The following is a 22,721-nucleotide window of genomic DNA, read 5'->3' on the forward strand; positions in this document are numbered from 1 at the left end:
CCCGTGCAGCGGGGGTCAGCCGCGACATGGGGTGAGTGACGGGACTTGAACCCGCGACTCCCTGGACCACAACCAGGTGCTCTACCAGCTGAGCTACACCCACCATGCCCCCGGAGCACCGGGCGCCCGTCTAGCTTAGCGTGCCGCGTCGCGCGGTCGGACGACGGGTGGTCACTGCTGCTGCATCAGGCGTGCGGCCACCGCCTGGGCCTCCTCGGACGTGGGGCCGGGCGGGGGAACGAACAGGGTGGCGCGGTAGTAGGCGAGCTCGCGGATGGACTCCTCGATGTCGGCGAGGGCGCGGTGGGCGAGGCCCTTCTCCGGCTTGGCGTAGAACACGCGCGGGAACCAGCGTCGGCACAGCTCCTTCACCGAGCTGACGTCGATCATCCGGTAGTGCAGGTGGTTGTCCAGCTCCGGCATGTCGCGGGCGATGAAGCCGCGGTCGGTCGCGATCGAGTTCCCGGCGAGCGGGGCGATCTTCGGCTCCGGCACCCACTTGCGCACGTAGCTCATCACCATCTGCTGGGCGGTGGCCAGGTCGATGGTGGAGGCGCGCACGGCCTCGGTCAGGCCGGACTTCTCGTGCATCTCCCGGACCACGTCGGGCATCCCGGCGAGCACCTCGTCCGGCGCGTGGATCACCACGTCGACGCCGTCGCCCAGGACCTTCAGGTCGCCGTCGGTCACGAGCACCGCGATCTCGACGAGCGCGTCCTTGGTCAGGTCGAGCCCGGTCATCTCGCAGTCGATCCACACGATGCGGTCGTTCACAACGGCCCACAGTAGCCCCAGACCCGCTGGTCGGGCGGGTTGCGGCACGCCGGAGGGGGTGTGGCGCTACGCTGCGGCGCCGTGGGGAACACCGCTGCCCAGGAGATCGCCGCCGGCTACGCGACCGAGGGGGAGGCGCTCGAGCTCGGCACGGTCGTGATCGACGGCACCGTCGATCCCACCGCGAGGGTGCGCATCCCGTTCGCGACGCTGAACCGGCACGGGCTGGTGGCCGGTGCCACCGGTACCGGCAAGACGAAGACGCTGCAGGGGCTCGCCGAGCAGCTGTCGGACGCCGGGGTCCCGGTGCTGCTCGCGGACGTGAAGAGCGACCTGTCCGGTATGGCGCGGCCGGGGGAGCCCGGGCCGAAGATCCAGGCGCGGGCCGCCGACACCGGCGACGACTGGCAGCCCACCGGGTACCCCGTGGAGTTCTTGACGCTGGGCGGCTCGAGCAGCGCGATCCCGATCCGGGCGACGCTCACCCAGTTCGGGCCGATCCTGCTGTCGAAGGTGCTGGACCTCAACGACACCCAGGAGTCGACGCTCGGGCTGATCTTCCACTGGGCCGACAAGCAGGGCCTGCCGCTGCTCGACACGAAGGACCTGCGCGCGGTCATCCAGCACCTGCTCAGCGACGAGGGCAAGGCCGATCTGAAGGGCATCGGCGGGGTCTCCGCGGCCACCGCGGGGGTGATCCTGCGGGCGCTGGTGAACCTCGAGGCCGCGGGCGGCGAGGACTTCTTCGGCGAGCCGGAGTTCGACCCGGCCGACCTGATGCGGGTGGTCGACGGCAAGGGCGTCATCTCGCTGCTGGAGCTGGCCGACCAGGCGGGCAACCCGCGGCTGTTCTCGACCTTCCTCATGTGGCTGCTCGCCGAGCTGTACGAGACGCTCCCGGAGGCGGGTGACCTCGACAAGCCCAAGCTGGTCTTCTTCTTCGACGAGGCGCACCTGCTGTTCAACGGCGCCTCGAAGGCGTTCCGGGAGCGCATCGAGCAGACGGTGAAGCTGATCCGTTCGAAGGGCGTCGGGGTGTTCTTCTGCACCCAGCTGCCCACCGACATCCCCAACTCGGTGCTGTCCCAGCTGGGTGCCCGCATCCAGCACGCCCTGCGCGCCTTCACGCCCGAGGACCAGGCGGCGCTGGCCAAGACCGTCAAGACCTACCCGACCACCAAGCACTACGACCTGGAGGAGGCGCTCACCACGCTCGGCACCGGTGAGGCGATCGTCACCGTGCTGTCCGAGCGCGGCGCACCCACCCCGGTCGCGTGGGCGCGGATGCGCGCGCCCCGCTCGCTGATGGCGGCGATCCCGCCCGAGGAGGTCTCCGCGGCGGCGAAGGCGTCCCCGCTCTACGCGAAGTACGGCCAGACGATCGACCGCGAGTCGGCCTACGAGAAGCTCACCGCGAAGATCGCCGAGGCCCCGCCCCCGGCGCCGGCGCCCGTCGACGCGCCGCCGCCCCCGCCCGCGCCGCGGCAGGAGAAGCCGGAGCCGAACGTCATCGCCGAGGTGCTGGGCTCGCCGGTGGTGAAGTCGTTCCTGCGCTCGGCCGCGAGCGCGCTGGGCCGGGAGATCACCCGCGGGCTGTTCGGCACCCGCAGGCGCTGACCCCTGTGCCGGAACGGTGAGGAAGCCCTCCCCCGGCGCGACCGACGACCTGACCGTCCCGTCGATCGTGCGGTGCCCGGCACCTGCCCGACCCTCGACGCCTCGGCGGGTACCGCGGGGTGCCCCGGGGGAGGGGACGGTGATCGGGGGTGGGCACAGCACTGGCCCGCGACGGATGAGCAAGTGGTTCGGCGGGACGATCGCGGTCGCGGCGCGCTGTCGTTCGCGGTGCCGAGCGGCTCGTTCTTCGGGCTGGTGGGGCCGATCGGCGCCGGCGAGACCACGGCGCTCTCGATGGCGGTCGGGCTCCTGCGCCCCGACGCGGGCACCGCCCGGATCTTCGGGCACGACGTGTGGACCGACCCGGTGCGGGCGAAGGCGATCACCGGGGTGCTGCCCGACGGGCCGGCGCTGCCCGAGCGGCTGACCGGGCGTGAGCTGCTGACCTACTCGGCGCGCCTGCGCGGCCTGGACCGCGCGACCGCCGCGCAGCGCGCCGACGAGCTGCTGGGAGTGCTCGACCTGACCGGTGCCGAGGCGCGTTGGTGGCCGGGCTGGTGCCCGCGGCGACGTGGGTCGCGGCCCCGGTCGGGATCGCGAGCGGGATCGGCGCGGCGTGGTGGTGGAGCCGCAGCGCGGCCCGCCGGTTGGAGCGGCGGGGGGCCGGAGGTGCTGGCGGCGGTGCGCGGACCGGCGTGATCAGTGGAGCCGAACGGGTGTCCCGGCGTGCCAGCTCGTCACCGGGGTCGGGTCAGTTCCGCACGACGCGGGCCGGGCCGGTCCGGTCGTCCTGCGCACCGGGACCGACCAGCGGGTGCCGTCGCCGGCGGTGACGAGGACCTCGGGGCCGTCACCGGGGGCGACGGTGAGCGCTGCGGCGTCGCGCAGCCCGGTCAGCTCCCGCACGGCCAGCTCCGCGACCTGGCCGGCGGGCGACCATGCCGAGCGGCCGCGGCAGCGGCCGAGCTCCACCTCGCCGAGCCCGGCGGCCTTGCCGGCGGCCACGGCGCCCGCCACGTCGATGCGTCCGTAGAGGTAACCGGTGGGCAGGACGAGCGCGGTGGGGGCGAACCGGTGCCCGCCGAGGTGGCTGCACTCCCACACGTCGGGCTCGCCGATGCTGCGGACGGCCGCGGCGAGCGCGCGTCCGTCGAGCGCGCAGCAGCGGTCGCGGCGGCCGTGGGTGCAGACGAGCAGCACGCCGCCGGGGTAGTCGTCGCCGACGGTCCGGCCGGGGACGATCGCGGCGAGCCCGTCCGGGCCGTCGATGGTGAGCGTGGTCAGCCGCGGGGCGGCCGGGGAGGTGTCGGCCAGCAGCACCCGGGTCGGGCCGGGCTCGGTGCGCCCGGGGCGGCGGATGAGCAGCAGTTTCCAGCCGGCCTCCGCCGCGCGCGCGTGCAGGGCGCGGATCTTCGGATCGGGGTGGTCGTCGACGCTGCGCGGCCACGCGCCGCGCTGCTCGACGCAGACCCAGCCCGAGGCGACGGGCGCGGTGCCCGCGACCGGCTCCGAGCGCGCGAGGATCGCGCACCGGGAGGTGAGATCCGCCATTCCGTGAGTCTAGCCTAGCCTTACTTAACGCGAAGGGGTCATGACTCACTTCTTCCGGTCAGATCCGGCTTCACGACCTTGCCCGTCGCGTTGCGCGGCAGCTCGGTCACGAAGTGCACGTCCCGGGGGACCGCGAACCGGGACAGCTCCGCGCGCACCCAGCTGCGGACGTCGTCGCTCGTGACCGCAGCGCCGTCGGCCAGCACGACGTACGCGGCCAGCGCCTGCCCGAACGCCTCGTCCGCGACCCCGACGACGGCGGCCTCGCGCACCTCGGGGCGGGCCAGCAGCAGCTCCTCCACCGGCCCGGGGTGCACGTTCTCCCCGCCGCTGACGATCATGTCGTCGGCCCGGCCGGTGAGGTGCAGCCTCCCCTCCTCGTCGAGCCGGCCGACGTCGCCGGTGCCGAGCAGGTCCCCGTACCGCTCGACGTCGACGCTCTCGCGGGTGTAGCCCTCGAACGGCATGTCGTTGGCGACGAACACCCTGCCCTCCACGCCCGGGGGTACCGGCCGGTCGTGTTCGTCGAGGATCACCAGGCGGGTGCCGACGGGGGCGCGACCCGCGGTGCCCGGGGCGGCGCGCAGGTCGGCGGGACCGGCGATCGACACCCAGGACACCTCGGTCGAGCCGTAGAGGTTGTAGAGGACGTCGCCGAAGCGGTCCATGAACGCGGTGGCGACCGCTGCGGGCAGTGCTGATCCGCTGACCGCGACGATGCGCGGGCGGTGCTCCCGCCAGGCGGAGCCGAGCCGGTCGAGCGGCAGGTCGAGCCAGCGCTGCAGCATCACCGGCACGGCGAACACCGCGTCGCAGCGCTGCTCCTCGACCAGCTCCAATGCGGAATCGGCGTCGAACCTCCGGGTCAGCACGACCGGAGCGCCGTGCAGGACGGCCAGCAGCAGCGCGGCGTTGCCCCAGGTGTGCAGCAGCGGGGCCGCGATGTAGGCGGGCGCGCCTTCCTTGAGCGGGATGGCCGAGAGAACGGCCGCGATCGGGGCGAGCCCGCTGGGCCGGGGCCGGCGGGCGCCCTTCGGCGGGCCGGTGGTGCCGGAGGTCAGCACGATCGTGCGGCTCTCGCCGGGGAAGAGCGGTGGGCCGCCTCGGCCGTCGCGGGCGATCAGCTCGTCCAGCGTCGGGTGCCCGGCCGGTCCGTCGTGCCAGGCGACCACGATCGCGTCGTCGGGGAGGGCGGTGAGCCGGTCGGTGAACTCGGCGTCGGCGATCACCATCCGCATCCGCTGCTCCGCAGCCACGGTGGCGATCTGGGCGGCTGGGAGGCCGGTGTTGAGCAGCACGACGTCGGCGCCGATCTTGGCGATCGCCACCTGCGCCTCGATCGCGCCGCGGTGGTTGCGGCACAGCACCCCGACCCGGTCACCCGCGGTGATCCCGAGATCCGCCAGTGCTCGGGCCAGCCGGTCGGTGCGCCGGTCCACCTCGGCGTAGCTGACCCAGCCGGCGTCGTCGACGATCGCGGTGCGGTCGGGGTGGCGAGCCGCGCCGGCCGCGTACCCGGCGGGGAGGGTGAGGCCGTAGCGCAGCAGGCCCGCGCCGATGCCGGGGAGGCGGTCCGGGCGGATCGGGCGGATCACGCCGGAGCGGACCAGCTCCACCAGGGCCCGCGCGGAGACGGCGGTCTTCTCGACGACGGTGCCCACCGCGCCCAGGAGCGAATCGGCCACGGCGCCATCCTGCCCCTGGTCGGGGGCGCGCACACGTCGGGAAGCACCCGTGGAGGCCGGACCTGGGCGCGTCGAGGACGAACTTGTGGCGAACTGAATCGATTCGAAGTCGCCACGCCTTCGTTCTCGATGCAGAGACCGTCACATCGGGTCAGCCTGACGACAATCCGCAGAGCCGCAGGATCTCCCCGATCACCACGTGCGGCTCGGTGATCGGTACGTCGTGCGCCGAGTACGGGGCGACGACGTGCCGCCCGCGCACCGACCGCCGAGCCCGCTCCGCGTGCGCGGCGGTGAACTCCCTGCGGAACGTCCGCGGCATGGTCCCCGCCCGCGCCCCGGAGATGACGGTCACCGGGATGCCGCCCAGCTCCGGCGGGTGCTCGCGGAACGCGGCCAGCTCGTCGAGGAAGGTCTTCGCCTGCTCCTGCATCGTGCGCACGGCGCCCGGGGTGAAGCCCTCGGCGTCGATGTCGCGACGGGCGTCGGCGGGCAGCTGCTTGCGCAGCGATCGGTGGGCGTGCTGCAGCAGCCCGGCGCGGGCGAGCAGCAGCTGCACGCGCAGCCCGGTCCGCTCGGCCCGCCGGAACGCGGGGGAGAACAGCGTGGGCGCGGCCTCGTCAGTCGGGTCGACGAGCACGAGCCCGGCGATCCGCTCCGGCGCCCGCGCGGCCGCCAGCCGGACCACCGGACCGCCCGCGCTGTGCCCGACCAGCACGAACGGTCCGGGGCCCGCGTGGTCGAGGACGGTGCTGAGATCGTCGGCCATGCGGGAGAGGGTCCGGGAGACCGGGTCGGGCGCGCTGCGTCCCAGCCCGGACCGGTCGTAGACGATCGCGCGGGTGCGCTGCCCGACCGCGGGCTGCACCAGCGCCCAGTAGGAGCGGGAGCTGCCGGACCCGGCCTCGAACACGACCGTCGGCGCGTCCTCGCCGGGCCCGGGCAGGACCATCGTGTAGAGCTGACGACCGTCCGCGGTGGTGATCCACTCCGGCTCGCCCTGCAGGTGGCTCATCGCTCGGCGGCGACCTTCTCCAGCGTCGGTCGCAGCTGCTCCAGGAGCCAGTCGACGTTCACGACGTTCGGCGCCTGCAGCGCCACCGCCTGGTCGAGCGTCAGTGGCAGGTAGGTGCCCTCGCGGACCGGGCGCAGCTGCTGGACCAGCGCGTTGCCCTCGAACTGCTCGCGGTCTCCTGGGCCGGCGAAGGTCATGAACAGTGCGTCGGCCCCGTCCAGCATCCCGACCTGCTCGTAGCTGACGCCGACGGTGCCGGGCGCCAGCACGGAGTTGGCCGGGGCGTTCGCGAACTCGTCCGGCACCCGCAGCCCCAGCGAGCGCATGAACACCGTCGACAGGTTCTGCTCGCCGACCACCATCGGCAGCACCTCGCCGCGGGCCTGGCCGAACAGGTACGTCTTGCCCTCCAGCCCGGGCAGCTCGCCGCGCACCTGCGCGATGCGCGACTCGGCCGCGGTGATCAGCTCCTCCACCTGCTCCTCGGCGCCGAGCGCCCGGCCGATCTGGCGGGCGTCGTCCTGCATCGACGCGCCGAACAGCTCCTCTGCGTACACGACGGTGGGTGCGATGGCGGAGAGCTGCTCGTAGGTCTGCTGGTCGAGGATGACCGGGGAGGTCACGCCGAGGATCAGGTCCGGCCGGTAGCTCGCCACCTCCTCCAGGTTCACGGTGTCGGCGAACTCGATGCCCAGCACGTCTGCGGGCAGCGGCGGCTGGACGTACGGGAGGTTCGGGTCACCCGTGTTGTTCTGCAGCGCCCCGACGAGCGGCGCGCCGACGGCGTGGGCGATCGCGATGTCGCCGTAGCCGAGCGCGACGACCCGCTGCGGCCGGGCGGGCACCACTGTCTCGCCGTACGCATGGGTGATCGTCACCGGGAACCCGTCGTCGGCCGCTGCCGGCGGGGCAGGTGCGGCGGGCGACGAGCACGCGACCAGCAGCGCGGTCAGCGCGACGAGGAGGGGAGCCAGCGTTCCACGACGCCACATCATGTGAGTGAACTTAGCCTGTCCTCAGTTCGCCGGGGGAGGGTCACCCGGAACTCGGTGCGCCCCGGCCGGCTGGAGAGCTCCACCCGGCCGGCGTGCGCGGCCACGACCGCGCGGACGATCGCGAGCCCGAGCCCGGTGCTGCCGTGCTCGCGCGAGCGCGACTGCGAGCCGCGCGCGAACCGCTCGAACACGTGCGGTTGCAGCTCCGGCGGGATCCCCGGCCCCTCGTCGAGGACGGACACGTGCACCTCGTCCTCGGTCGCGGCCAGCGCAACGGTGACCGCCGTGCCCGGCGGGGTGTGGGTGCGGGCGTTGGCCAGCAGGTTCACCAGCACCTGGGTGAGCCGGGAGGCATCGCCGGTCACGACGACCGGCTCCTCGGGCAGATCGAGCTGCCAGCGGTGGTGGGGCCCGGCCGCGTGCGCGTCGTCGACGGTGTCGAGGACCAGCCGGGTCAGGTCGACCGGCGCTCGCTCCAGCGGCCGGCCCGAGTCGAGCCGGGCGAGCAGCAGCAGGTCCTCGACGAGGGTGGTCATCCGCTCGGTCTGCGAGGAGATCCGGCTCACCGAGTACGCCGCGTCCGGGCTGAGCCGGGCTCGGCGGGTCAGCTCGGCGTAGCCGCGGATCGCCGCGAGCGGAGTCCGCAGTTCGTGGCTGGCGTCGGCGATGAACTGCCGCAGCCGGGTCTCGCTCTGCTGCCGCGACTCCAGCGCCGAGCCGACGTGGTCGAGCATCCGGTTCAGTGCGGTCCCGACCTTGCCGACCTCGGTCGCGGGATCGGTCACCGGCACCCGCTCCGCCAGTTCCACCTCGCCGCGGTCCAGCGGCAGTGCGCTCACCCGGGCGGCCGTGGCCGCCACCCGCTGCAGCGGCCGCAGCTCGCGGCGCACCAGCACCAACCCCAGTGCGCCCGCGCCGAGCAGCACGAACGCCGAGACCGTCAGCTCATCGCGGACCAGCTGGGCCACGGTCGCCTGCACCCGCGCCTCCGACAACCCGACCACCCGGACGCCGTCCCCGGCCTGGGTCGCCACCACCCGGTAGACGCCGGTGATGCCGAGGTCGACGCTGCGCGGCGGGTCGCCGGGAGTGAGGGTCAGCAGCGTGTCCGCGATGGCCGGGTCCAGCGGGTCGGCCGTGCCGTCGCGGGCCTGCACCCGCACCCAGACGACCCGACCGCCGCTGATCAGCGCGGTGAGCGTGTCGGTCAGCCGGGGACCGGGTTCAGCGCCCGGCGGCGGGGGCAGCAGCTCGAACCGCTGCGCGGCCCGCAGGTCCCCGTCGAGCTGCTGGACGAGGAACCCGCGCAGGTTCAGCGTGGTCGCCACGGCGATGACCGCGGCCGCGACGGCGAGCAGCAGCAGCACGACCGCCACCAGCCGCGCCGTCAGCGTCCGCGGCCACAACCTCATGCCGTCAGCCCGCTGCCTTCAGCACGTAGCCCGCGCCGCGCACCGTGTGGATCATCGGCTCCCGGCCCGCGTCGATCTTCTTGCGCAGGTAGGAGATGTAGAGCTCGACGACGTTGGAGTGGCCGCCGAAGTCGTAGTGCCACACCCGGTCGAGGATCTGCGCCTTCGACAGCACCCGCCGCGGGTTGCGCATCAGGAAGCGCAGCAGCTCGAACTCCGTGGCGGTCAGCTCGATGAGGTCGTCGCCGCGGCGGACCTCGTGGCTGTCCTCGTCGAGCACGAGATCGCCCACGACGAGCTCCGAGCTCGCCCGCGCCGCAGCCGCCATCCCCGAGCGGCGCATGAGCCCGCGCAGCCGCGCCACCAGCTCCTCCAGGCTGAACGGCTTGGTGACGTAGTCGTCTCCGCCCGCCGTCAGGCCCGCGACCCGGTCCTCGACCGAGTCCTTCGCGGTGAGGAACAGCACCGGAAGGTGCGGGCTGTCCTCCCGCATCCGGCGCAGCACCTCCAACCCGTCGAAGTCGGGCAGCATCACGTCGAGGACGACGGCGTCGGGGCGCAGCTCGCGCGCGATCCGCACCGCCGAGGCCCCGTCGCCCGCGGTGCGCACCTCCCAGCCCTCGTAGCGCAGCGCCATCGCGAGGAGGTCCGACAGCGTCGCCTCGTCGTCGACCACCAGCACCCGCACGGGGCCGCCGCCGGAGGCGCGCTGCAGCGACGGGCCCTGCTCGCTCACCACCACGGCCGAGACCATCCCGCAGGTCGCTGTGGCCCGGCTGGGCGGAACCTGTGCGCCGGCTGTGAAAGCGCCCGATCGGACCGAGATCCCCTCAGCAACCGGGAACCGTCGCGCCCTCGACCCCGTCAAAGCCCCGACCGTCCACGGAAGGAGTTTCGATGCCCACCACCAGCGTGTTCACCGGTTGGCCCACCGACGCCGTCGTCTTCCTGCGCGAGATCGCGGCCGACAACACGGCCGAGTTCTGGACCGCCCAGCGGCACCGCTACGACGCAGGCGTACGACCGCCCACGGTCGCCCTGGCCGGGGCGCTGACCGCCGAGTTCGGGCCGGTGCGGGTGCTCCGGCCGCACCGCAACCGCCGCTTCCACCCGACCGTGCCGCCCTACCGCACCGACACCGGCGGCGTGGCCCGCACCGCGGGCGGCACCGAGCGGTCGTTCGTGCTCTCGGCGGCGGGGCTGGCGGTGACGGTCGGCCGGTTCGCCTTCGCCGGTGCTGCGCTGCGCCGCTATCGGGAGGCCGTCGCCGGGCCGGCGGGGGAGCAGCTGGTCGCCGCGCTGGTCCGGGCGGAGGAGGCCGGGCTGTGGCTGGACCCGGCGCCCGCCCAGGCGGCGGTGCCGCGCGGCTGTCCGCGCGATCACCCGCGCGCGCAACTGCTGGCCCGCCGCGCGCTGCGGATCGGTGCGGCCTGGCCGGCGGGGCCGTGGCTGTCCACCCACGAGCCGCTCGCCCGCGTCGCCGGGGCGTGGCGGGCGGCGACCCCGGTCGTCGAGTGGCTCGACACGGAGGTCCCGGCCGATGGGTAGCCGGGTCAGGCCGGGGCGGGCACCTCCGCGGCCTGCGGCGCGAACCGGTCCTCGAGGCCGAGCGTCACCGAGGCCGGCATGACCTGGTCGAGCGCATCGAGGTCCCAGCCACCGGCCCGGCACGCGACCGAGCGCAGCTCGGGTTCGGACCACAGGCCCACCGTGTCGCCCTCCACCGCGAACGTGCACCCGTTCACGTTGCTCGCGGCGTCGGTGCACAGCCAGACGACGAGCGGCGCGACGCTCCACGCGTCACCGGCCCCGCCGATGCCGGCCCGGACCCCGACGCGCAGCGGGCCGAGCCGGGCCCACCGGTCGAAGTAGGGTGCCATCTCCGCGCGGTAGCGCTCGCCCATCTTCGTGCCCAGCGCGCGGGGTCGGACGGCGTTGCAGCGCACGCCGTCCGGTCCGAGCTCGCGGGCGACCGAGCGGGTCAGGCCGATCACCGCCTCCTTCGCAGCGGCGTAGGCGCTCATGTAGGCGTGCCCGAGGCCGGACTCCGACCCGGTGTTGACGATCACGCCGCGGCGCTGGCGGCGGAAGACCGGTGCGGCGTGCCGGATCAGCCGGAACGTGGCGGTGAGGCTCACGTCGAGCACCTCGGCCCAGCGCTCGTCGGTGACCTCGTCGATCGGGCTGACGTGCGCGGTTGCGGCGTTGTTGACCAAGATGTCGAGCCGGCCGAACGCGTCGAGCGCGGCGTCCACGATCGCGCGCGGGGCTGCGGGATCGCGCAGGTCCTCCCGGACCGCGACGGCCCGGCCGCCCTCGGCCTCGATCTCGGCGACGACGACGTCGGCGGTGGAGCGACCGGCTTCGTCGGTGCCGACCGAGTTGACGGCCACGGCCGCGCCCGCCCGGGCGAGGGAGATCGCCTCGGCGCGTCCGATCCCGCTGCCGGCCCCGGTCACGATCGCCACCCGACCGGCCAGCCTCTGCTCTGCACTCATGTGTTTCCCGGCCTTTCGCGACGTTGCGGTGTGCCGACTGGCGCCGGATGAAAGTTAGATCTATCCGAAAGGAGATGTCAACTGATAGTAAAACTCAATAGTGTCCGAATCGCGGAGCCTCGTCGTGACCGCGCGGGCGAGCTACTCGGCGGTAACGTCACGGGCGTGACGAACGAGCGCACACCCGTGCTGGTCGGGGCCGGGCAGGTCCTCGGCAACCGCGCCCGGGAGGTCTCCGCAGCTCGTGAGCCCGCCGAGCTGGTGCTGGCGGCCGTCGACGCGGCCGCTGCCGACGCGGGCGCCCCCGGCCTGCTCGCCGCCGCCGACACGATCACCACCGTCCGCACCACCAGCTGGGCGTACGCTGACCTGGCCGGACGCATAGGGGCGCATGTCGGGGCGCGGCCGGCGCACACCGGTGACACGACGGTCGGCGGGCACTGGCCCGCAGCGCTGCTCGAGCAGGCGGCGGCGCGCATCGCCTGCGGTGAATCACGGGTCGCGGTGATCGCCGGTGGCGAGGCGATGGCGTCGCTGAACGCGCTGCGCGCCGCGGGCGTCGACCCGGTCGACGCCGGGTGGAGCACCGAGCCCGGCGGGCCGCCGGCGTTCGATCCCGACGAGCTCGGCAGCCCCGCCATGCAGGCGGCCGGGATCGTGCTCCCGGCGCGGGTCTACCCGCTGTTCCACTCCGCCCATCGGCACGCGGCCGGGCTGAGCCCGGCGGCCTCGATCGCCCGCTCCGCCGGGCTGTGCGCAGCGTTCACCGAGGTCGCAGCGACCAACCCGGTGGCCTGGAACCCGACGGTGCGCAGCGCGGCGGAGATCGCCGAGCCCGGCCCCGGCAACCGCATGGTGTGCGAGCCGTACACGCTCGCGCAGAACGCGATGCCGTTCGTCGACCAGGCCGCGGCCGTCGTCGTCACCTCGCTCGCGGCCGCCCGCGCCCACGGGGTGCCCGAGGACCGCATCGTGTACGTGGAGGGCGGCGCCGGGGCCAGGGACACCGCGGACGTGCTGGCTCGCCCGTCGTTCGCCACCTCGGCGGCGCTCGCGGACGCGCTCGACCGCACTGCGGCCGGCGTCGACGCGACCCGGCTCGAGGTCGTCGACGTGTACAGCTGCTTCCCGATCGTCCCGGAGCTGGTCGCGGAGCACCTGGGGCTGCCGGTCGCCGCCGTCGCCGGGGTCACCGGCGGGCACAACGCGTTCGGCGGTCCGCTGTCGACCTACACGCTGCACGCGCTGGTCGCGGTCACCCAACGGCTGCGCGCCGGCGGCGGCCGGGCGCTCGTGCACGGCAACGGCGGTTACCTCACCCACCAGCACGCGCTGCTGCTGTCCCGGGACCCGGTGGTCTACCGCGGCGACCCGCAGCCGCGCACCGTCACCGGGGTCGCGCCGCCGCTGGTGCCGGTGCCCGACATCGCCGAGGTCACCGTGGAGGCCGCGACCGTCGAGCACAGCCGCGACGGCGCGCCGAAGCAGGGGTTCCTGGTCGCGCGGCTCGCCGACGGCTCCCGCATCGCGGGCTGCACCCCGCCCGGCGATCCCGACGCGGCCCGCGCGCTGTCGCTGTACCGGGCGGGCGAGCTGCGGGAGATCGTCGGCACCCGGGTGCGGGTCACCCGCAAGAACGGCCACGTCCTCGTGGAGGCGCAGCCGTGACGACCGATCCCTGGCTCACCGACGAGCGGCAGGCCCTGCGCGAGCTGGTCGCCGACTTCACCACCCGCGAGGTCGTCCCGCACCTGGCCGAGCGGGAACGGGTCGGTGAGGTGCCGCGGCAGCTGCACCAGGAGACGGCCGAGGTGGGCCTGCTCGGCGCGGGCTTCCCGGAGGAGGTCGGCGGGAGCGGCGGCGACCCGATCGACGGGTTCGTCGTGGCCGAGCAGATCCTGCTGTCCGGCGGCTCCGGAGGCGTGGTCGCAGCCCTGCTCACGCACGGCATCGCCGTCCCCCAACGTGGCGAGCGGCAACGCCGACCTCATCGACCGCTTCGTGCGGCCCACGCTCGCCGGGGAGGCATCGGCGCGCTCGCCATCACCGAGCCCGGCGGGGATTCCGACGTCGCCGGCATCACCACGCGGGCCCGCCGCGACGGCGACGACTACGTCGTCGACGGTGCCGAGCTCTCCATCACCTCGGGTGCGCGGGCCGACTCCGTCACCACGGCCGTGCGCACCGGCGGGCCCGGTCACGGCGGGATCTCGCTGCTCGTCGTCGAGAAGGGCAGGCCGGGGTTCGCGGTCGGCCGCAAGCTCGACGAGATGGGCTGGCTCTGCTCCGACACCGCCGAGCTCTCCTACGTGGACGTGCGGGTACCGGTCGGCAACCTCGTCGGGGCCGAGGGCAGCTGGGGCCGCACCGCGCCGACGTACGCCACGGTCGGGTTCGGGCAGATCGCGCAGCAGTTCCAGGCCGAGCGGCTCTCGCCGGCCGTGCAGGCCTACGCCACCGCGCAGCGCTGCGTCGACCTGACGATGCAGTGGATCCGCGACCGCGAGACGTTCGGCCGCCCGCTCGCCTCCCGCCAGGTCGTCGAGCACCGGATGGCGGAGATGATCGGCGTCGCGCGCACCTCCACCCGCACGGTGGCCGCCCGCTGGGTGGCCGAGGGCGGCCAGCTCATGGAGACCGCGATGGCGAAGAACACCGCCGTCGCAGCGTGCGAGCACGTGGTGCACGAGTGCGTTCAGCTCGGCGGGATGGGTTACATGCGCGAGCACGAGGTGGAGCGGCACTACCGCGACGCGCGCATCCTCGGCATCGGCGGCGGCACCACCGAGATCATGAACGAGATCATCGTCGAGCTGCTCGGGCTGTAGCCGGACGAGTGGCCTGTAACACAACGGCCACCCGGACAGATGTTCCCCACGATCGAGTTACCACGTGGGGGTGGCCTGCGCATGGCCGAGGTAGCGCAACGCAATCGGGCGGCGATCGCCGTCCTGGTGGCTCTCAGCCTGGTGGCGAGCCTGTTCGGGGTCGCCGTCCTGACCGCGCGCTCGGCGCAGGCCACGCCCGTCTACCTGGAGCCGGCCGACGCGGTCGGCGCCGATCCGTTCGTCCCGTCGCTGCTCGACCCGGCCGACGACACCGTCCCCGAGATGGCGGGCACCGGCGACCAGGGCACCTGCGATCCCGGCACGCTGTCCGACTACCTGATGACCCACCCCGAGGCCGCGCAGGCCTGGGTGGCGGCGCTGAACGCAGACCCGACGCTGCAGTGGAGCGGCGGCACCACGGTCGCGGTGGAGCAGATCCCCGACTACATCGCCGAGCTGACCCCGGCGCTGCTGGGCGACGACATGCAGGTCACCAACCACCGGTTCGTCGACGGCCGGGTCGCGGCCGTGCAGTCGGTGCTGCAGGCGGGCACGGCAGTGCTGGTCGACGAAACCGGCGCACCGCGGGTGCGCTGCGCCTGCGGCAACCCGCTCACCCCGGCCGTGTACGTGGAGGAGGAGGAGTGGGAGCCCGAGTACGTCGGTGAGCCCTGGCAGGGCTTCACCCACGACGACTACGCCGACTCCGAGGACGACGAGGAGCCCGCGCCCGTCGCCCGGGAGAAGCACGGCGACGAGCACGGCAAGGACGAGGGCAAGGGCAAGGACGAGGACAAGCACAAGCCCCGCAAGAAGTGCGCGCGCGGCGAGCACCGCGACGGCGAGGGCCGCTGCCGCGCCCCGCTCACGTTCTGCACGGCCGAGACCGTCGCGACGGACCGGGCCGCGCACGAACGGGACCGCTGCCCGCGGCCGCCGCACTGCCGCGACGAGCAGCGGACCGACGACGGCCGGTGCACGCTGCGGCCGAACGAGCCGCGGTGCACGGTGGAGGGCGTCGTGGCCGGGACCGCCGTTCCGTGCCCGCAGGACGGTGATCGACCGCGGCCGAGCACCGAGGGCGGCCCGGCGGAGCGGCCGGGCGGCCCGACCCCGGAGGCGAGCAGCACACCGTCGCCGACCGCGCTGGATCCGGTGCTCGATCCCGTGCTCGAGACGGTGACCAGCGCGGAGCCGCTGCCGGACGCCGGGCAGCTCCCCGCAGCGCCGCCGGCGGCCGGGCCCGCCCCGTCGGCGACGCCGCCGACGGCCACCGAGGGTGGACCCGAGAGCCCGGCACCGGCTCCTGCGCCGGCGGTGAGCCCGCCGAGCTCACCCGCTCCGCAGTCCGCTCCGCAGCCCGCTCCGCAGTCGGTGCCGACCACGACGGCAGCGGCCAAGTCCTCCGCGCCGGCGCTCCTGCCGCAGATCACGAAGGCCCTGCCGAGACCGGTGCGCTGCCCCGACGGCACACTCATGCCGCTGCGGGGCTGCCCGATCCCGGAGACCGGGGTGCCGGTGGGGTGGGTGCAGAAGGGTACGCGGATGGTGCCGGCGCCCACCTCCTAACCGGAGGGCTCAGCGCCGCTCCTAGTGGGCCCTGAAGCAACGAACGGCACTCTCGTCCACCCCGAGTGGACGAGAGTGCCGTTCGTTGCCTCGGCGCCGGCGCCGAGCTGCCCGCCGGAGGAAGATCACCGTGCGCGCCAGTACCCCGTCGCGTACACCGCGCGCCGGTCGAAGCCGCGCTCGTCGATGAGGTGCTTGCGCAGGTCTCGGACGCAGCCCGATTCACCGGACAGCCACACCTGGCCGCGCCCGTCCGGGAAGGTCGCCGACCGCACGGCCTCGGCGAGCGGGGCACCCGGCGCTGCGTCGCCCCGGTGCACCCAGGTGATCTCGGCCTTGCCGGGCAGCTCCTGCTCCTCCGCGGCGTCGGCGACCTCGAGGACCGCCAGGGCGGGGACCCCCTCGGGCAGCGCCTCCAGCACGGTGGCGACGGCGGGCAGCGCGGTCTCGTCGCCGATGACGACGTGGAAGTCCGCGGTGGGGTCGGGCTCGTAGCGGCCACCGGGTTCGGAGACGCCGACCCACGCGCCGGGTTTCGCGTCGCGCGCCCACGCGGCGGCCGGGCCGTGGCCCTCGTGCAGCACGAAGTCGACGTCGAGCTCGCCGGCCTGGGGATCGAAGCGGCGCACCGTGTACGTGCGGATCACCGGGCGCGGCTCCCCGGCGGGCCACACGGGGCCCCCGGTGCTCGCCCGCGGCACGGCCGGGCGTTCCTGCCCGGGCACGGGGAAGAACATCTTGATGCGCCGGTCGGGCCCGGATCCACTGAACCCGGCGAGCTCCTCGCCCCCGAGGGTGACCCGCACCATGCGCGGGGTCACGCGGACACTGCGGCGCACCTGGAGCAGTCGCGGGGCAGTGGTGGTCACGACCCCGATTCTGCCTGCCCCCGTTCGAGGCCCGTCCAGGCGAGGTCCATCAGGTACTCGGTGGCCTGTTCGGCGCTGACCGTCCCGCCCGAGCGGGCCCGCCACAGCGCCAGCCGCTCGGTGGCCCCGACGATGATCTGCGCCCAGCCCTCGACCCGCTGCTGCTCGACGTCCGGCCGGGCCGCCGCCAGCAGCCCCACGATGAAGTCGACCTGCTGCTGGCGGATCTCTTCCAGCCCCTGCTGGCCGGAACCGGTGTCGGCCTCGGTGTAGAGCAGCATCCACGCCGGGCCCTGCGAGTCGAGGTAGTCGAAGAACGCGCGCGTGCCGCGGCGCAGCGCGTCCTCGGCGCTCGTGGCGGACGCGACCGCGGCGGAGGTGACCTCCAGCAGCTCGGCGCGGGCCCGGGCGATGCACGCCAGCAGCAGCCCGTCCTTCGAGCCGAAGTGGCTGTAGAGCACCGGCTTGGTGACTCCGACGAGCTTCGCCACGGCGTCCATCGACGCCTGCTGGAACCCCCGCTCGCTGAACACCCGGACGGCGGCGTCGAGGATCTGCCGCTCGCGCTCGGCGCGGCTGAGCCGGCGTCGGGGCGCTCTGGTCTCCACGTGCGGAGTCTAACTTACTTTCGGTAACTTCGGCTCGTGCACGTCGTCGTCATCGGGGCCGGGATCGCCGGCATCGCCTGCGCCCGCGCGCTCGCCGACGCGGGCGTCTCCGTGCAGGTCCGCGAGCGCGCCGATCGCGTCGGCGGGCGCATGTCCGCACCTGAACTGGACGGGCGGCCCGTCGACCTCGGCGCGGCCTACTTCACCGTCCGCGACGAGGGGTTCGCCGCGGTCGCCGACCGCTGGCGGCGGCGCGGGCTCGCCCGGCCGTGGACCGACACCCTCGACGTCTTCGAGGGCGGCACCCGTATCGCCGCACCCGGGCCGATGCGCTGGGCCGCCCCTGGCGGGCTGGCGAGCCTCGTCGCCGACCTCGCCGAGGGCCTCGACGTCCGGCTCGGCCGCGCCGTGCGGTCCGTCGGCCCGGGCCCGGTGGTCGACGGCGAGCGGGCCGACGCGGTCGTGCTGGCGATGCCCGACCCGCAGGCGCTCGCCCTGGCCGATCTCCCGGCCCTGCGTGACCGGCGGTGGCGGCCGGTGCTCGCGGTCGCCATGCGCTTCGCCCGCCGGGAGTGGTCGCCGTTCCCCGCCGCCTTCGTCAACCGCCACCCGCTGCTCACCTCCATCGCCGACGACGGCGATCGCCGCGGCGACGGTGCCCCGGTGCTGGTCGCGCACGCCACCGGCGGCGCTCCGGACGCGGTCGTCGCGGCCGTGCGGGAGCTGCTCGGCGTGCCGGAGCCGGTCGCGGTGCACGCCCACCACTGGCCGCACGCCGCTCCCGTCGGGGAGCGGGCCGAACCGTTCCTGCTGACCGGCGACGGCGTCGGCGTCGCGGGCGACGGGTGGGGCAGCAGCCGCATCGAGACCGCGTGGCGCTCGGGATCGCTGCTGGGCAAGACCCTCGCCGAGCGGCTCTCCCGCGGCTAGCGTTCCCGGCATGACCACGGTCGTGCCCGAAGTCGTGCTCGCCGAGCTCACGGACGCCCTCCCTCCCCGCCGCGTCCTCACCGATCCCGACACGGTCCGCAGCTATCTGCACGACGAGGCGGAGTGGGCGCCCTACGGGGACGCGATCGCGGTCGTGCGGCCGGAGTCGACCGCCGAGGTGGCGGCCGTGGTGGGGGTCTGCGCCCGGTACCGGGTGCCGATCGTGCCGCGCGGTGCGGGCACCGGGCTCTCCGGCGGGGCCAACGCCGTCGCCGGCTGCGTGGTGCTGTCCACCGAGCGGATGACCGAGATCCGCGAGATCAACGCCGCCGAGCGGCTCGCCGTCGTGCAGCCGGGCGTGGTCAACGACGTGCTGCGCGCGGCCGCCGCCGAGCAGGGCCTGTGGTACCCGCCGGATCCGGCGAGCGCGCCCTGGTCGACCATCGGCGGCAACGTCGCCACCAACGCGGGTGGGCTGTGCTGCGTGAAGTACGGCGTCACCCGCGACTACGTGCTCGCGCTGGAGATCGTCACCGCCGCGGGCGAGGTGCTGCGGATCGGGCGGCGCACCGCGAAGGGAGTGGCGGGCTACGACCTGGTCGGGCTCATGGTCGGCTCCGAGGGCACGCTCGGGATCATCACCGAGGTCACCGTCAAGCTGCGCCCGCTGCGCACCACGCAGCCGCGCACGGTCGTCGGGTTCTTCGCCACGCTCGCCGCGGCCGGTGACGCCGTCTCCCGGGTGACCGCGGCCGGTCTGCAACCGGCGGCGTTCGAGCTGATCGACCGGTTCTGCCTGCAGGCCGTCAACGCCTGGAAGCACGCCGGGCTGCCCGACGAGTCCGCGGCGCTCCTGCTCGCCCAGACCGACCTGCCCGAGCCCGCCGCGGCGCAGGAGGCCGACGCGATCCTCGCGGAGTTCACCGCGGCCGGGGCGACGGAGGCGATGCAGTCGACCGACCCGGTCGAGGCCGAGGCGCTGTTCGACGCCCGCCGCCTCGCCTACCCCGCGCTGGAGCAGCTCGGCCAGGCCATGCTGACCGAGGACGTGTGCCTGCCGCGGCAGCGGCTCGCCGAGATGATCGAGCGGATCGTCGCGATCGGGCAGCAGCGCGACGTGCAGATCGCCACCGTCGCGCACGCCGGCGACGGCAACCTGCACCCGCTGCTGCTCACCCCGCACGGCGACGACGACGCCCGCCGGCGCGCCCAGGCCGCGTTCGACGACATCGTCTCGGCGGCGATCGAGCTGGGCGGCACCGTCACCGGTGAGCACGGGGTCGGCCTGCTGAAGATGCCGGGGATGGCTCGCGAGCTGGGTGAGGGCGTGCTGGCGATGCAGCGCGCGGTCAAGCAGGCGCTCGATCCGCACAACATCCTCAATCCGGGCAAGGTGGTCGCCTGACGCAGCGGGCCGTGGGTGAGGATGGTGGCGTGCTCCTGCCCGTCCTGAACGATCCGCCCGCCCGGCCCGCGCTGCGCTTCGGCGACCGCGAACTGACCTACCCCGAGCTCGCCGGCGCCGTCGGGGCGCTCGCGGGTGAGCTCGCCGGGCGGTCCCGGGTGGCCGTGCACGCCACCCCGAGCCTGCACACCGCGGTCGCGGTGGCCGCCGCCGTGCACGCCGGCGTGCCGATCGTGCCGCTCAACCCGAAGCTGGGGGAGCGGGAGCTGTCGCACGTCCTCGGCGACTCCGCACCCGAGCTGGTGCTCACGGCGCCGGGCACCGAGCTGCCCGCCGGGTACGCCGGGCTGGCCCGGCTCGACGTCGACGTCGACGCCCGCGCACCGCGCCCCGCCGCGGGCGTGCCGGACAGCACGACCGCGCTGGTGATCTACACGTCCGGCACCACCGGGGCGCCCAAGGGGGCGGTGCTGTCGCGGCGCGCGGTCGCCGCGAACCTCGACGGGCTCGCCGAGGCGTGGGCGTGGAGCGCCGAGGACCTGCTCGCGCACGCGCTGCCGCTGTTCCACGTGCACGGGTTGGTGCTCGGCGTGCTCGGCCCGCTGCGCCGCGGCGGCCGGCTGCACCACCTGGGCACCCTCGACGCCACCTCCCTGGCGGCCAGCGGAGCGACGCTCGTCTTCGGGGTGCCCACCCAGTACCACCGACTGGCCGACCAGCTGGAACGCGATCCCGAGGCCGCGGCGGCGATCGGGCGCGCCCGCCTGTTGATCTCCGGCTCGGCAGCGCTCACCGCCGTCGACCACGCCCGCATCAAGGCCACCACCGGTCTGGCCGTGCGCGAGCGCTACGGGCTCACCGAGACCCTCATCCTCACCGCCGCCCGCGTCGAGGACGATCCGGAGCCGGGCACGGTCGGGCGCCCGCTGCCGGGTACCGAGCTGCGGCTCGCACCGATCCCCGACTCGCCCGACCTGGGCATCGTGGAGGTCCGCGGGCCGACGCTCTTCGACGGTTACCTCAACCGGCCCCCGCGCGATCCCGAGGAGTGGTTCAGCACCGGTGACGTCGCCCGCTGGACCGAGTCCGGCCAGCTCGCGCTGGTGGGGCGCAGCGCCACCGACTTGATCAAGTCCGGTGGCTACAAGATCGGTGCCGGGGAGATCGAGAACGCCCTGCTGGAGCATCCCGCCGTCGCCGAGGCCGCCGTGATCGGCGTGCCGGACGAGGACCTCGGCGAGCGCGTCGTCGCCTACGTCGTCGCCGACGGGCAGCCGCCCGCGCCCCAGGAGCTGATCGACCACGTGGCGAGGTTGCTGGCCCCGCACAAGCGGCCCCGCGAGGTGCGCTTCGTCGACGCGCTGCCGCGCAACGACATGGGCAAGGTGCAGAAGGCCCGACTGCCCCGCGATTGAGCGGACGCCCGAACGGGCACCCGGGAGCGTGAGCTCCAGGACCGACCTGCCGCCGTCCGCCGCGCCCCTCACCTTCCGCGGTCCTGCCCGCGCGGGCGCCCCGCCCGCGATCGAGGTCCGCGAGGTGCACCGGGACGAGGTCGCGCCGCAACGGGTACTGGAGATCGAGCGCTACGACACGGCCGATCTGCGGCTGGCCGCGGCCGGGATCACCCTCGCCGTGCTGCGCGGCGACGCCCCGGCCAGCTGGGAGCTGCGCACCCCGGGCGACGGGGGCCCGCTGCGGGTGCCCGTGGACGTCGACGCGCCGCGCGGCCGGCTCCCGGTGCCCGACGGGATCTCCGACCTGGTCCGCGGCGCGGCCCGGGGCCGTCCGCTGCGGCCGGTGGGCCGAGTGCGCACGATCCGGGTGGTGCACCGGCTGCTCGACGCCTCGGGCGCGCGGCTGGCCACCGTCGTCCACGACCGCGTGACGCTGTCCACGCTGGGGCGCAGCACCGAGGTGAAGGCGTGGACCGAGGTGACGATCGACGCGCCCGCAGCGCTGCGCGGCGCACTCGCCGATCGGGCCACCGCGGCCGGGCTGCGGCCGGCGGCACCGTGCGGGGAGGCGGAGCTGGCCCGGCTGCTGCGGCCGGCCCCCTGCGGTTCGCGTCCGAAGCGGAAGACGGCCGGTGGGGCGCTCGTCGCCTACCTCGCCGAGCAGAACGGCCGCCTCGCAGCCGCCGACCTGCGGGTGCGCCGCGGCGAGCCGGACGGCGTGCACCGGCTGCGGGTGGCGGCGCGGCGGATGCGCAGCGCCCTGCGGGGGTACCGGCGGCTGCTCGACCGCGCGCAGACCGATCCGCTCGTCGCCGGGCTGCGCGCGCTCAGCCGGGAGCTGGGCCCGGCGCGAGACGCCGAGGTGCAGCGCGAGCGGGTACTGCGCGAGCTCGCCGAGCTGCCCGACGAGCTGCGGCTGGGTGCTGCGTCGGCGGTCGCCACCCGCTACTTCGCCCGGATCGAGAGCGAGGCGGCCGCGGCCGCGCTCGCCGTGCTCGACGGTCCCGAGTACGCGCAGCTGCGCGAACGGCTCGACCGGCTGGTCGCCGATCCGCCGCTGCGCGGACGCGCGGGCCGGTCGGCGAAGAAGGAGCTGCCGCGGCACGTCGCGGAGCAGGAGCGGCGGTTCGCCGCGCGTGTCGCGCACGCGCTCGATCCCGAGCTGTCTCCCGAGCGGCGCGCGGCAGCGCTGCACGCGGCGCGGAAGGCGGGCAAGCGGCTGCGCTACGTCGCCGAGGTCGCCCGCCCGGCCGTCGGGAGACCGGCGAAGCGGCACGCCCGGGCCGTGGAACGGATCCAGCAGGCGATCGGCGAGCACCAGGACACCGTCGTCGCCCGCGCCACCCTGCGCAGCCTCGGCGCGCTCGCGCACGTGGAGAACGAGAACGGGTTCGCGTTCGGGGTGCTGCACGGCCGCGCCGAGGCGCGGGCGGCGGCGGTCGAGGCGCAGCTTCCGGGGCTGTGGACGGCGGCGTCCCGGTCGGAGCTGCTCCGCTGGCTGCGCTGAG

Annotated in this window: 19 protein-coding genes, 1 tRNA gene and 1 pseudogene; 10 read left to right on the forward strand and 11 right to left on the reverse strand. The window is 74.8% G+C overall.

All coding sequences use genetic code 11. The annotated features are described in order from the left end of the window. Positions 1-27 precede the first annotated feature (27 nt). Together BUE41_RS04835 and orn are read right to left on the reverse strand one after the other, a co-directional pair. A tRNA-His gene (locus BUE41_RS04835) sits at positions 28-103 on the reverse strand. Positions 104-171: 68 nt separating this feature from the next. Further along, a complete protein-coding gene (gene orn, locus BUE41_RS04840; protein WP_073455648.1) occupies positions 172-774 on the reverse strand; it encodes an oligoribonuclease in 603 nt (200 codons plus the stop codon). Between the two features lie 81 nt (positions 775-855). Here orn and BUE41_RS04845 point away from each other — a divergent pair, with 81 nt between their 5' ends. Beyond that, entirely contained in the window at positions 856-2,391 is a 1,536-nt protein-coding gene (locus BUE41_RS04845) for a helicase HerA-like domain-containing protein (protein WP_073455649.1), read from the forward strand. A gap of 183 nt (positions 2,392-2,574) precedes the next feature. Further along, positions 2,575-3,090: an ATP-binding cassette domain-containing protein gene (locus BUE41_RS04850; RefSeq protein WP_084754432.1), complete on the forward strand. Its 516-nt coding sequence runs from the start codon at positions 2,575-2,577 to the stop codon at positions 3,088-3,090. Here the strand turns inward: BUE41_RS04850 and BUE41_RS04855 are convergent, their stop codons facing one another. From BUE41_RS04855 to BUE41_RS04880, 6 genes are all read right to left on the reverse strand, one after another. Further along, positions 3,091-3,942, reverse strand: coding sequence for a sucrase ferredoxin (locus tag BUE41_RS04855; protein ID WP_073455650.1), 852 nt, complete (start codon positions 3,940-3,942; stop codon positions 3,091-3,093). It abuts the gene before it with no gap. Between the two features lie 38 nt (positions 3,943-3,980). Next, the gene (locus BUE41_RS04860; protein ID WP_084754434.1) at positions 3,981-5,627 is read right to left on the reverse strand and encodes an AMP-binding protein; all 1,647 of its coding nucleotides are present in this window, start codon (positions 5,625-5,627) and stop codon (positions 3,981-3,983) included. A gap of 151 nt (positions 5,628-5,778) precedes the next feature. Continuing rightward, entirely contained in the window at positions 5,779-6,642 is an 864-nt protein-coding gene (locus BUE41_RS04865; RefSeq protein WP_073455651.1) for an alpha/beta fold hydrolase, read from the reverse strand. After that, entirely contained in the window at positions 6,639-7,637 is a 999-nt protein-coding gene (locus BUE41_RS04870; RefSeq protein ID WP_073455652.1) for an ABC transporter substrate-binding protein, read from the reverse strand. Before BUE41_RS04870 ends, BUE41_RS04865 begins: the two co-directional genes overlap by 4 nt. Further along, positions 7,634-9,049, reverse strand: coding sequence for a sensor histidine kinase (locus tag BUE41_RS04875; RefSeq protein WP_073455653.1), 1,416 nt, complete (start codon positions 9,047-9,049; stop codon positions 7,634-7,636). The genes BUE41_RS04870 and BUE41_RS04875 overlap by 4 nt, the downstream gene beginning before the upstream one ends. 4 nt (positions 9,050-9,053) lie before the next feature. Next, positions 9,054-9,803 carry a response regulator transcription factor gene (locus BUE41_RS04880; RefSeq protein WP_073455654.1) on the reverse strand — a complete coding sequence of 250 codons (750 nt, stop codon included), beginning with the start codon at positions 9,801-9,803 and terminating at the stop codon, positions 9,054-9,056. A 143-nt stretch (positions 9,804-9,946) separates the two neighbouring features. Here BUE41_RS04880 and BUE41_RS04885 point away from each other — a divergent pair, with 143 nt between their 5' ends. Continuing rightward, positions 9,947-10,597, forward strand: a complete 651-nt coding sequence (locus BUE41_RS04885) for a DUF2461 family protein (protein WP_073455655.1) — start codon at positions 9,947-9,949, stop codon at positions 10,595-10,597. A gap of 5 nt (positions 10,598-10,602) precedes the next feature. On the opposite strand, the gene BUE41_RS04890 is transcribed toward BUE41_RS04885, so the two are convergent. Next, positions 10,603-11,547: an SDR family NAD(P)-dependent oxidoreductase gene (locus BUE41_RS04890; protein WP_073455656.1), complete on the reverse strand. Its 945-nt coding sequence runs from the start codon at positions 11,545-11,547 to the stop codon at positions 10,603-10,605. Between the two features lie 165 nt (positions 11,548-11,712). On the opposite strand from BUE41_RS04890, the gene BUE41_RS04895 reads away from it, so the two are divergent. The 3 genes and pseudogenes from BUE41_RS04895 (at position 11,713) to BUE41_RS04905 (ending at position 15,944) form a co-directional block, all read left to right on the forward strand. Then, positions 11,713-13,215, forward strand: a complete 1,503-nt coding sequence (locus BUE41_RS04895; protein WP_073455657.1) for an acetyl-CoA acetyltransferase — start codon at positions 11,713-11,715, stop codon at positions 13,213-13,215. Beyond that, a pseudogene (locus BUE41_RS04900) lies at positions 13,212-14,375 on the forward strand (acyl-CoA dehydrogenase family protein). The gene BUE41_RS04895 and the pseudogene BUE41_RS04900 overlap by 4 nt, the downstream one beginning before the upstream one ends. A gap of 81 nt (positions 14,376-14,456) precedes the next feature. Further along, the gene (locus tag BUE41_RS04905; protein WP_073455658.1) at positions 14,457-15,944 is read left to right on the forward strand and encodes a DUF6777 domain-containing protein; all 1,488 of its coding nucleotides are present in this window, start codon (positions 14,457-14,459) and stop codon (positions 15,942-15,944) included. A gap of 125 nt (positions 15,945-16,069) precedes the next feature. Here the strand turns inward: BUE41_RS04905 and BUE41_RS04910 are convergent, their stop codons facing one another. Together BUE41_RS04910 and BUE41_RS04915 are read right to left on the reverse strand one after the other, a co-directional pair. Further along, positions 16,070-16,813 (reverse strand): siderophore-interacting protein, encoded by a 744-nt coding sequence (locus BUE41_RS04910; RefSeq protein WP_073455659.1) that lies wholly within the window; start codon positions 16,811-16,813, stop codon positions 16,070-16,072. Beyond that, positions 16,810-17,421 carry a TetR/AcrR family transcriptional regulator gene (locus BUE41_RS04915; RefSeq protein WP_073455660.1) on the reverse strand — a complete coding sequence of 204 codons (612 nt, stop codon included), beginning with the start codon at positions 17,419-17,421 and terminating at the stop codon, positions 16,810-16,812. Before BUE41_RS04915 ends, BUE41_RS04910 begins: the two co-directional genes overlap by 4 nt. Before the next feature lie 36 nt (positions 17,422-17,457). Here BUE41_RS04915 and BUE41_RS04920 point away from each other — a divergent pair, with 36 nt between their 5' ends. Genes BUE41_RS04920 through BUE41_RS04935 form a run of 4 tightly spaced genes read left to right on the forward strand, consistent with a single transcriptional unit; the run spans position 17,458 to position 22,720 of the window. Beyond that, positions 17,458-18,351: an NAD(P)/FAD-dependent oxidoreductase gene (locus BUE41_RS04920; RefSeq protein WP_073455661.1), complete on the forward strand. Its 894-nt coding sequence runs from the start codon at positions 17,458-17,460 to the stop codon at positions 18,349-18,351. Positions 18,352-18,361: 10 nt separating this feature from the next. Continuing rightward, positions 18,362-19,756: an FAD-binding oxidoreductase gene (locus tag BUE41_RS04925; protein WP_073455662.1), complete on the forward strand. Its 1,395-nt coding sequence runs from the start codon at positions 18,362-18,364 to the stop codon at positions 19,754-19,756. Positions 19,757-19,785: 29 nt separating this feature from the next. Beyond that, the gene (locus tag BUE41_RS04930) at positions 19,786-21,171 is read left to right on the forward strand and encodes an AMP-binding protein (RefSeq protein ID WP_073455663.1); all 1,386 of its coding nucleotides are present in this window, start codon (positions 19,786-19,788) and stop codon (positions 21,169-21,171) included. Positions 21,172-21,199: 28 nt separating this feature from the next. Further along, positions 21,200-22,720 carry a CYTH and CHAD domain-containing protein gene (locus BUE41_RS04935; protein WP_143171976.1) on the forward strand — a complete coding sequence of 507 codons (1,521 nt, stop codon included), beginning with the start codon at positions 21,200-21,202 and terminating at the stop codon, positions 22,718-22,720. Position 22,721: the final 1 nt, after the last annotated feature.

Origin of the sequence: Pseudonocardia thermophila (assembly GCF_900142365.1) — a bacterium.
Lineage (GTDB): Bacteria > Actinomycetota > Actinomycetes > Mycobacteriales > Pseudonocardiaceae > Pseudonocardia > Pseudonocardia thermophila.

Excerpts from the sequence above, each read along its gene's own strand:
- BUE41_RS04855 (WP_073455650.1), bottom strand. The coding sequence starts at position 3,942 with ATGGCGGATCTCACCTCCCGGTGCGCGATCCTCGCGCGCTCGGAGCCG.
- BUE41_RS04865 (WP_073455651.1), bottom strand. The coding sequence starts at position 6,642 with ATGAGCCACCTGCAGGGCGAGCCGGAGTGGATCACCACCGCGGACGGT.
- BUE41_RS04870 (WP_073455652.1), bottom strand. The coding sequence starts at position 7,637 with ATGATGTGGCGTCGTGGAACGCTGGCTCCCCTCCTCGTCGCGCTGACC.
- BUE41_RS04875 (WP_073455653.1), bottom strand. The coding sequence starts at position 9,049 with ATGAGGTTGTGGCCGCGGACGCTGACGGCGCGGCTGGTGGCGGTCGTG.
- BUE41_RS04880 (WP_073455654.1), bottom strand. The coding sequence starts at position 9,803 with ATGGTCTCGGCCGTGGTGGTGAGCGAGCAGGGCCCGTCGCTGCAGCGC.
- BUE41_RS04885 (WP_073455655.1), top strand. The coding sequence starts at position 9,947 with ATGCCCACCACCAGCGTGTTCACCGGTTGGCCCACCGACGCCGTCGTC.
- BUE41_RS04890 (WP_073455656.1), bottom strand. The coding sequence starts at position 11,547 with ATGAGTGCAGAGCAGAGGCTGGCCGGTCGGGTGGCGATCGTGACCGGG.
- BUE41_RS04905 (WP_073455658.1), top strand. The coding sequence starts at position 14,457 with ATGGCCGAGGTAGCGCAACGCAATCGGGCGGCGATCGCCGTCCTGGTG.
- BUE41_RS04925 (WP_073455662.1), top strand. The coding sequence starts at position 18,362 with ATGACCACGGTCGTGCCCGAAGTCGTGCTCGCCGAGCTCACGGACGCC.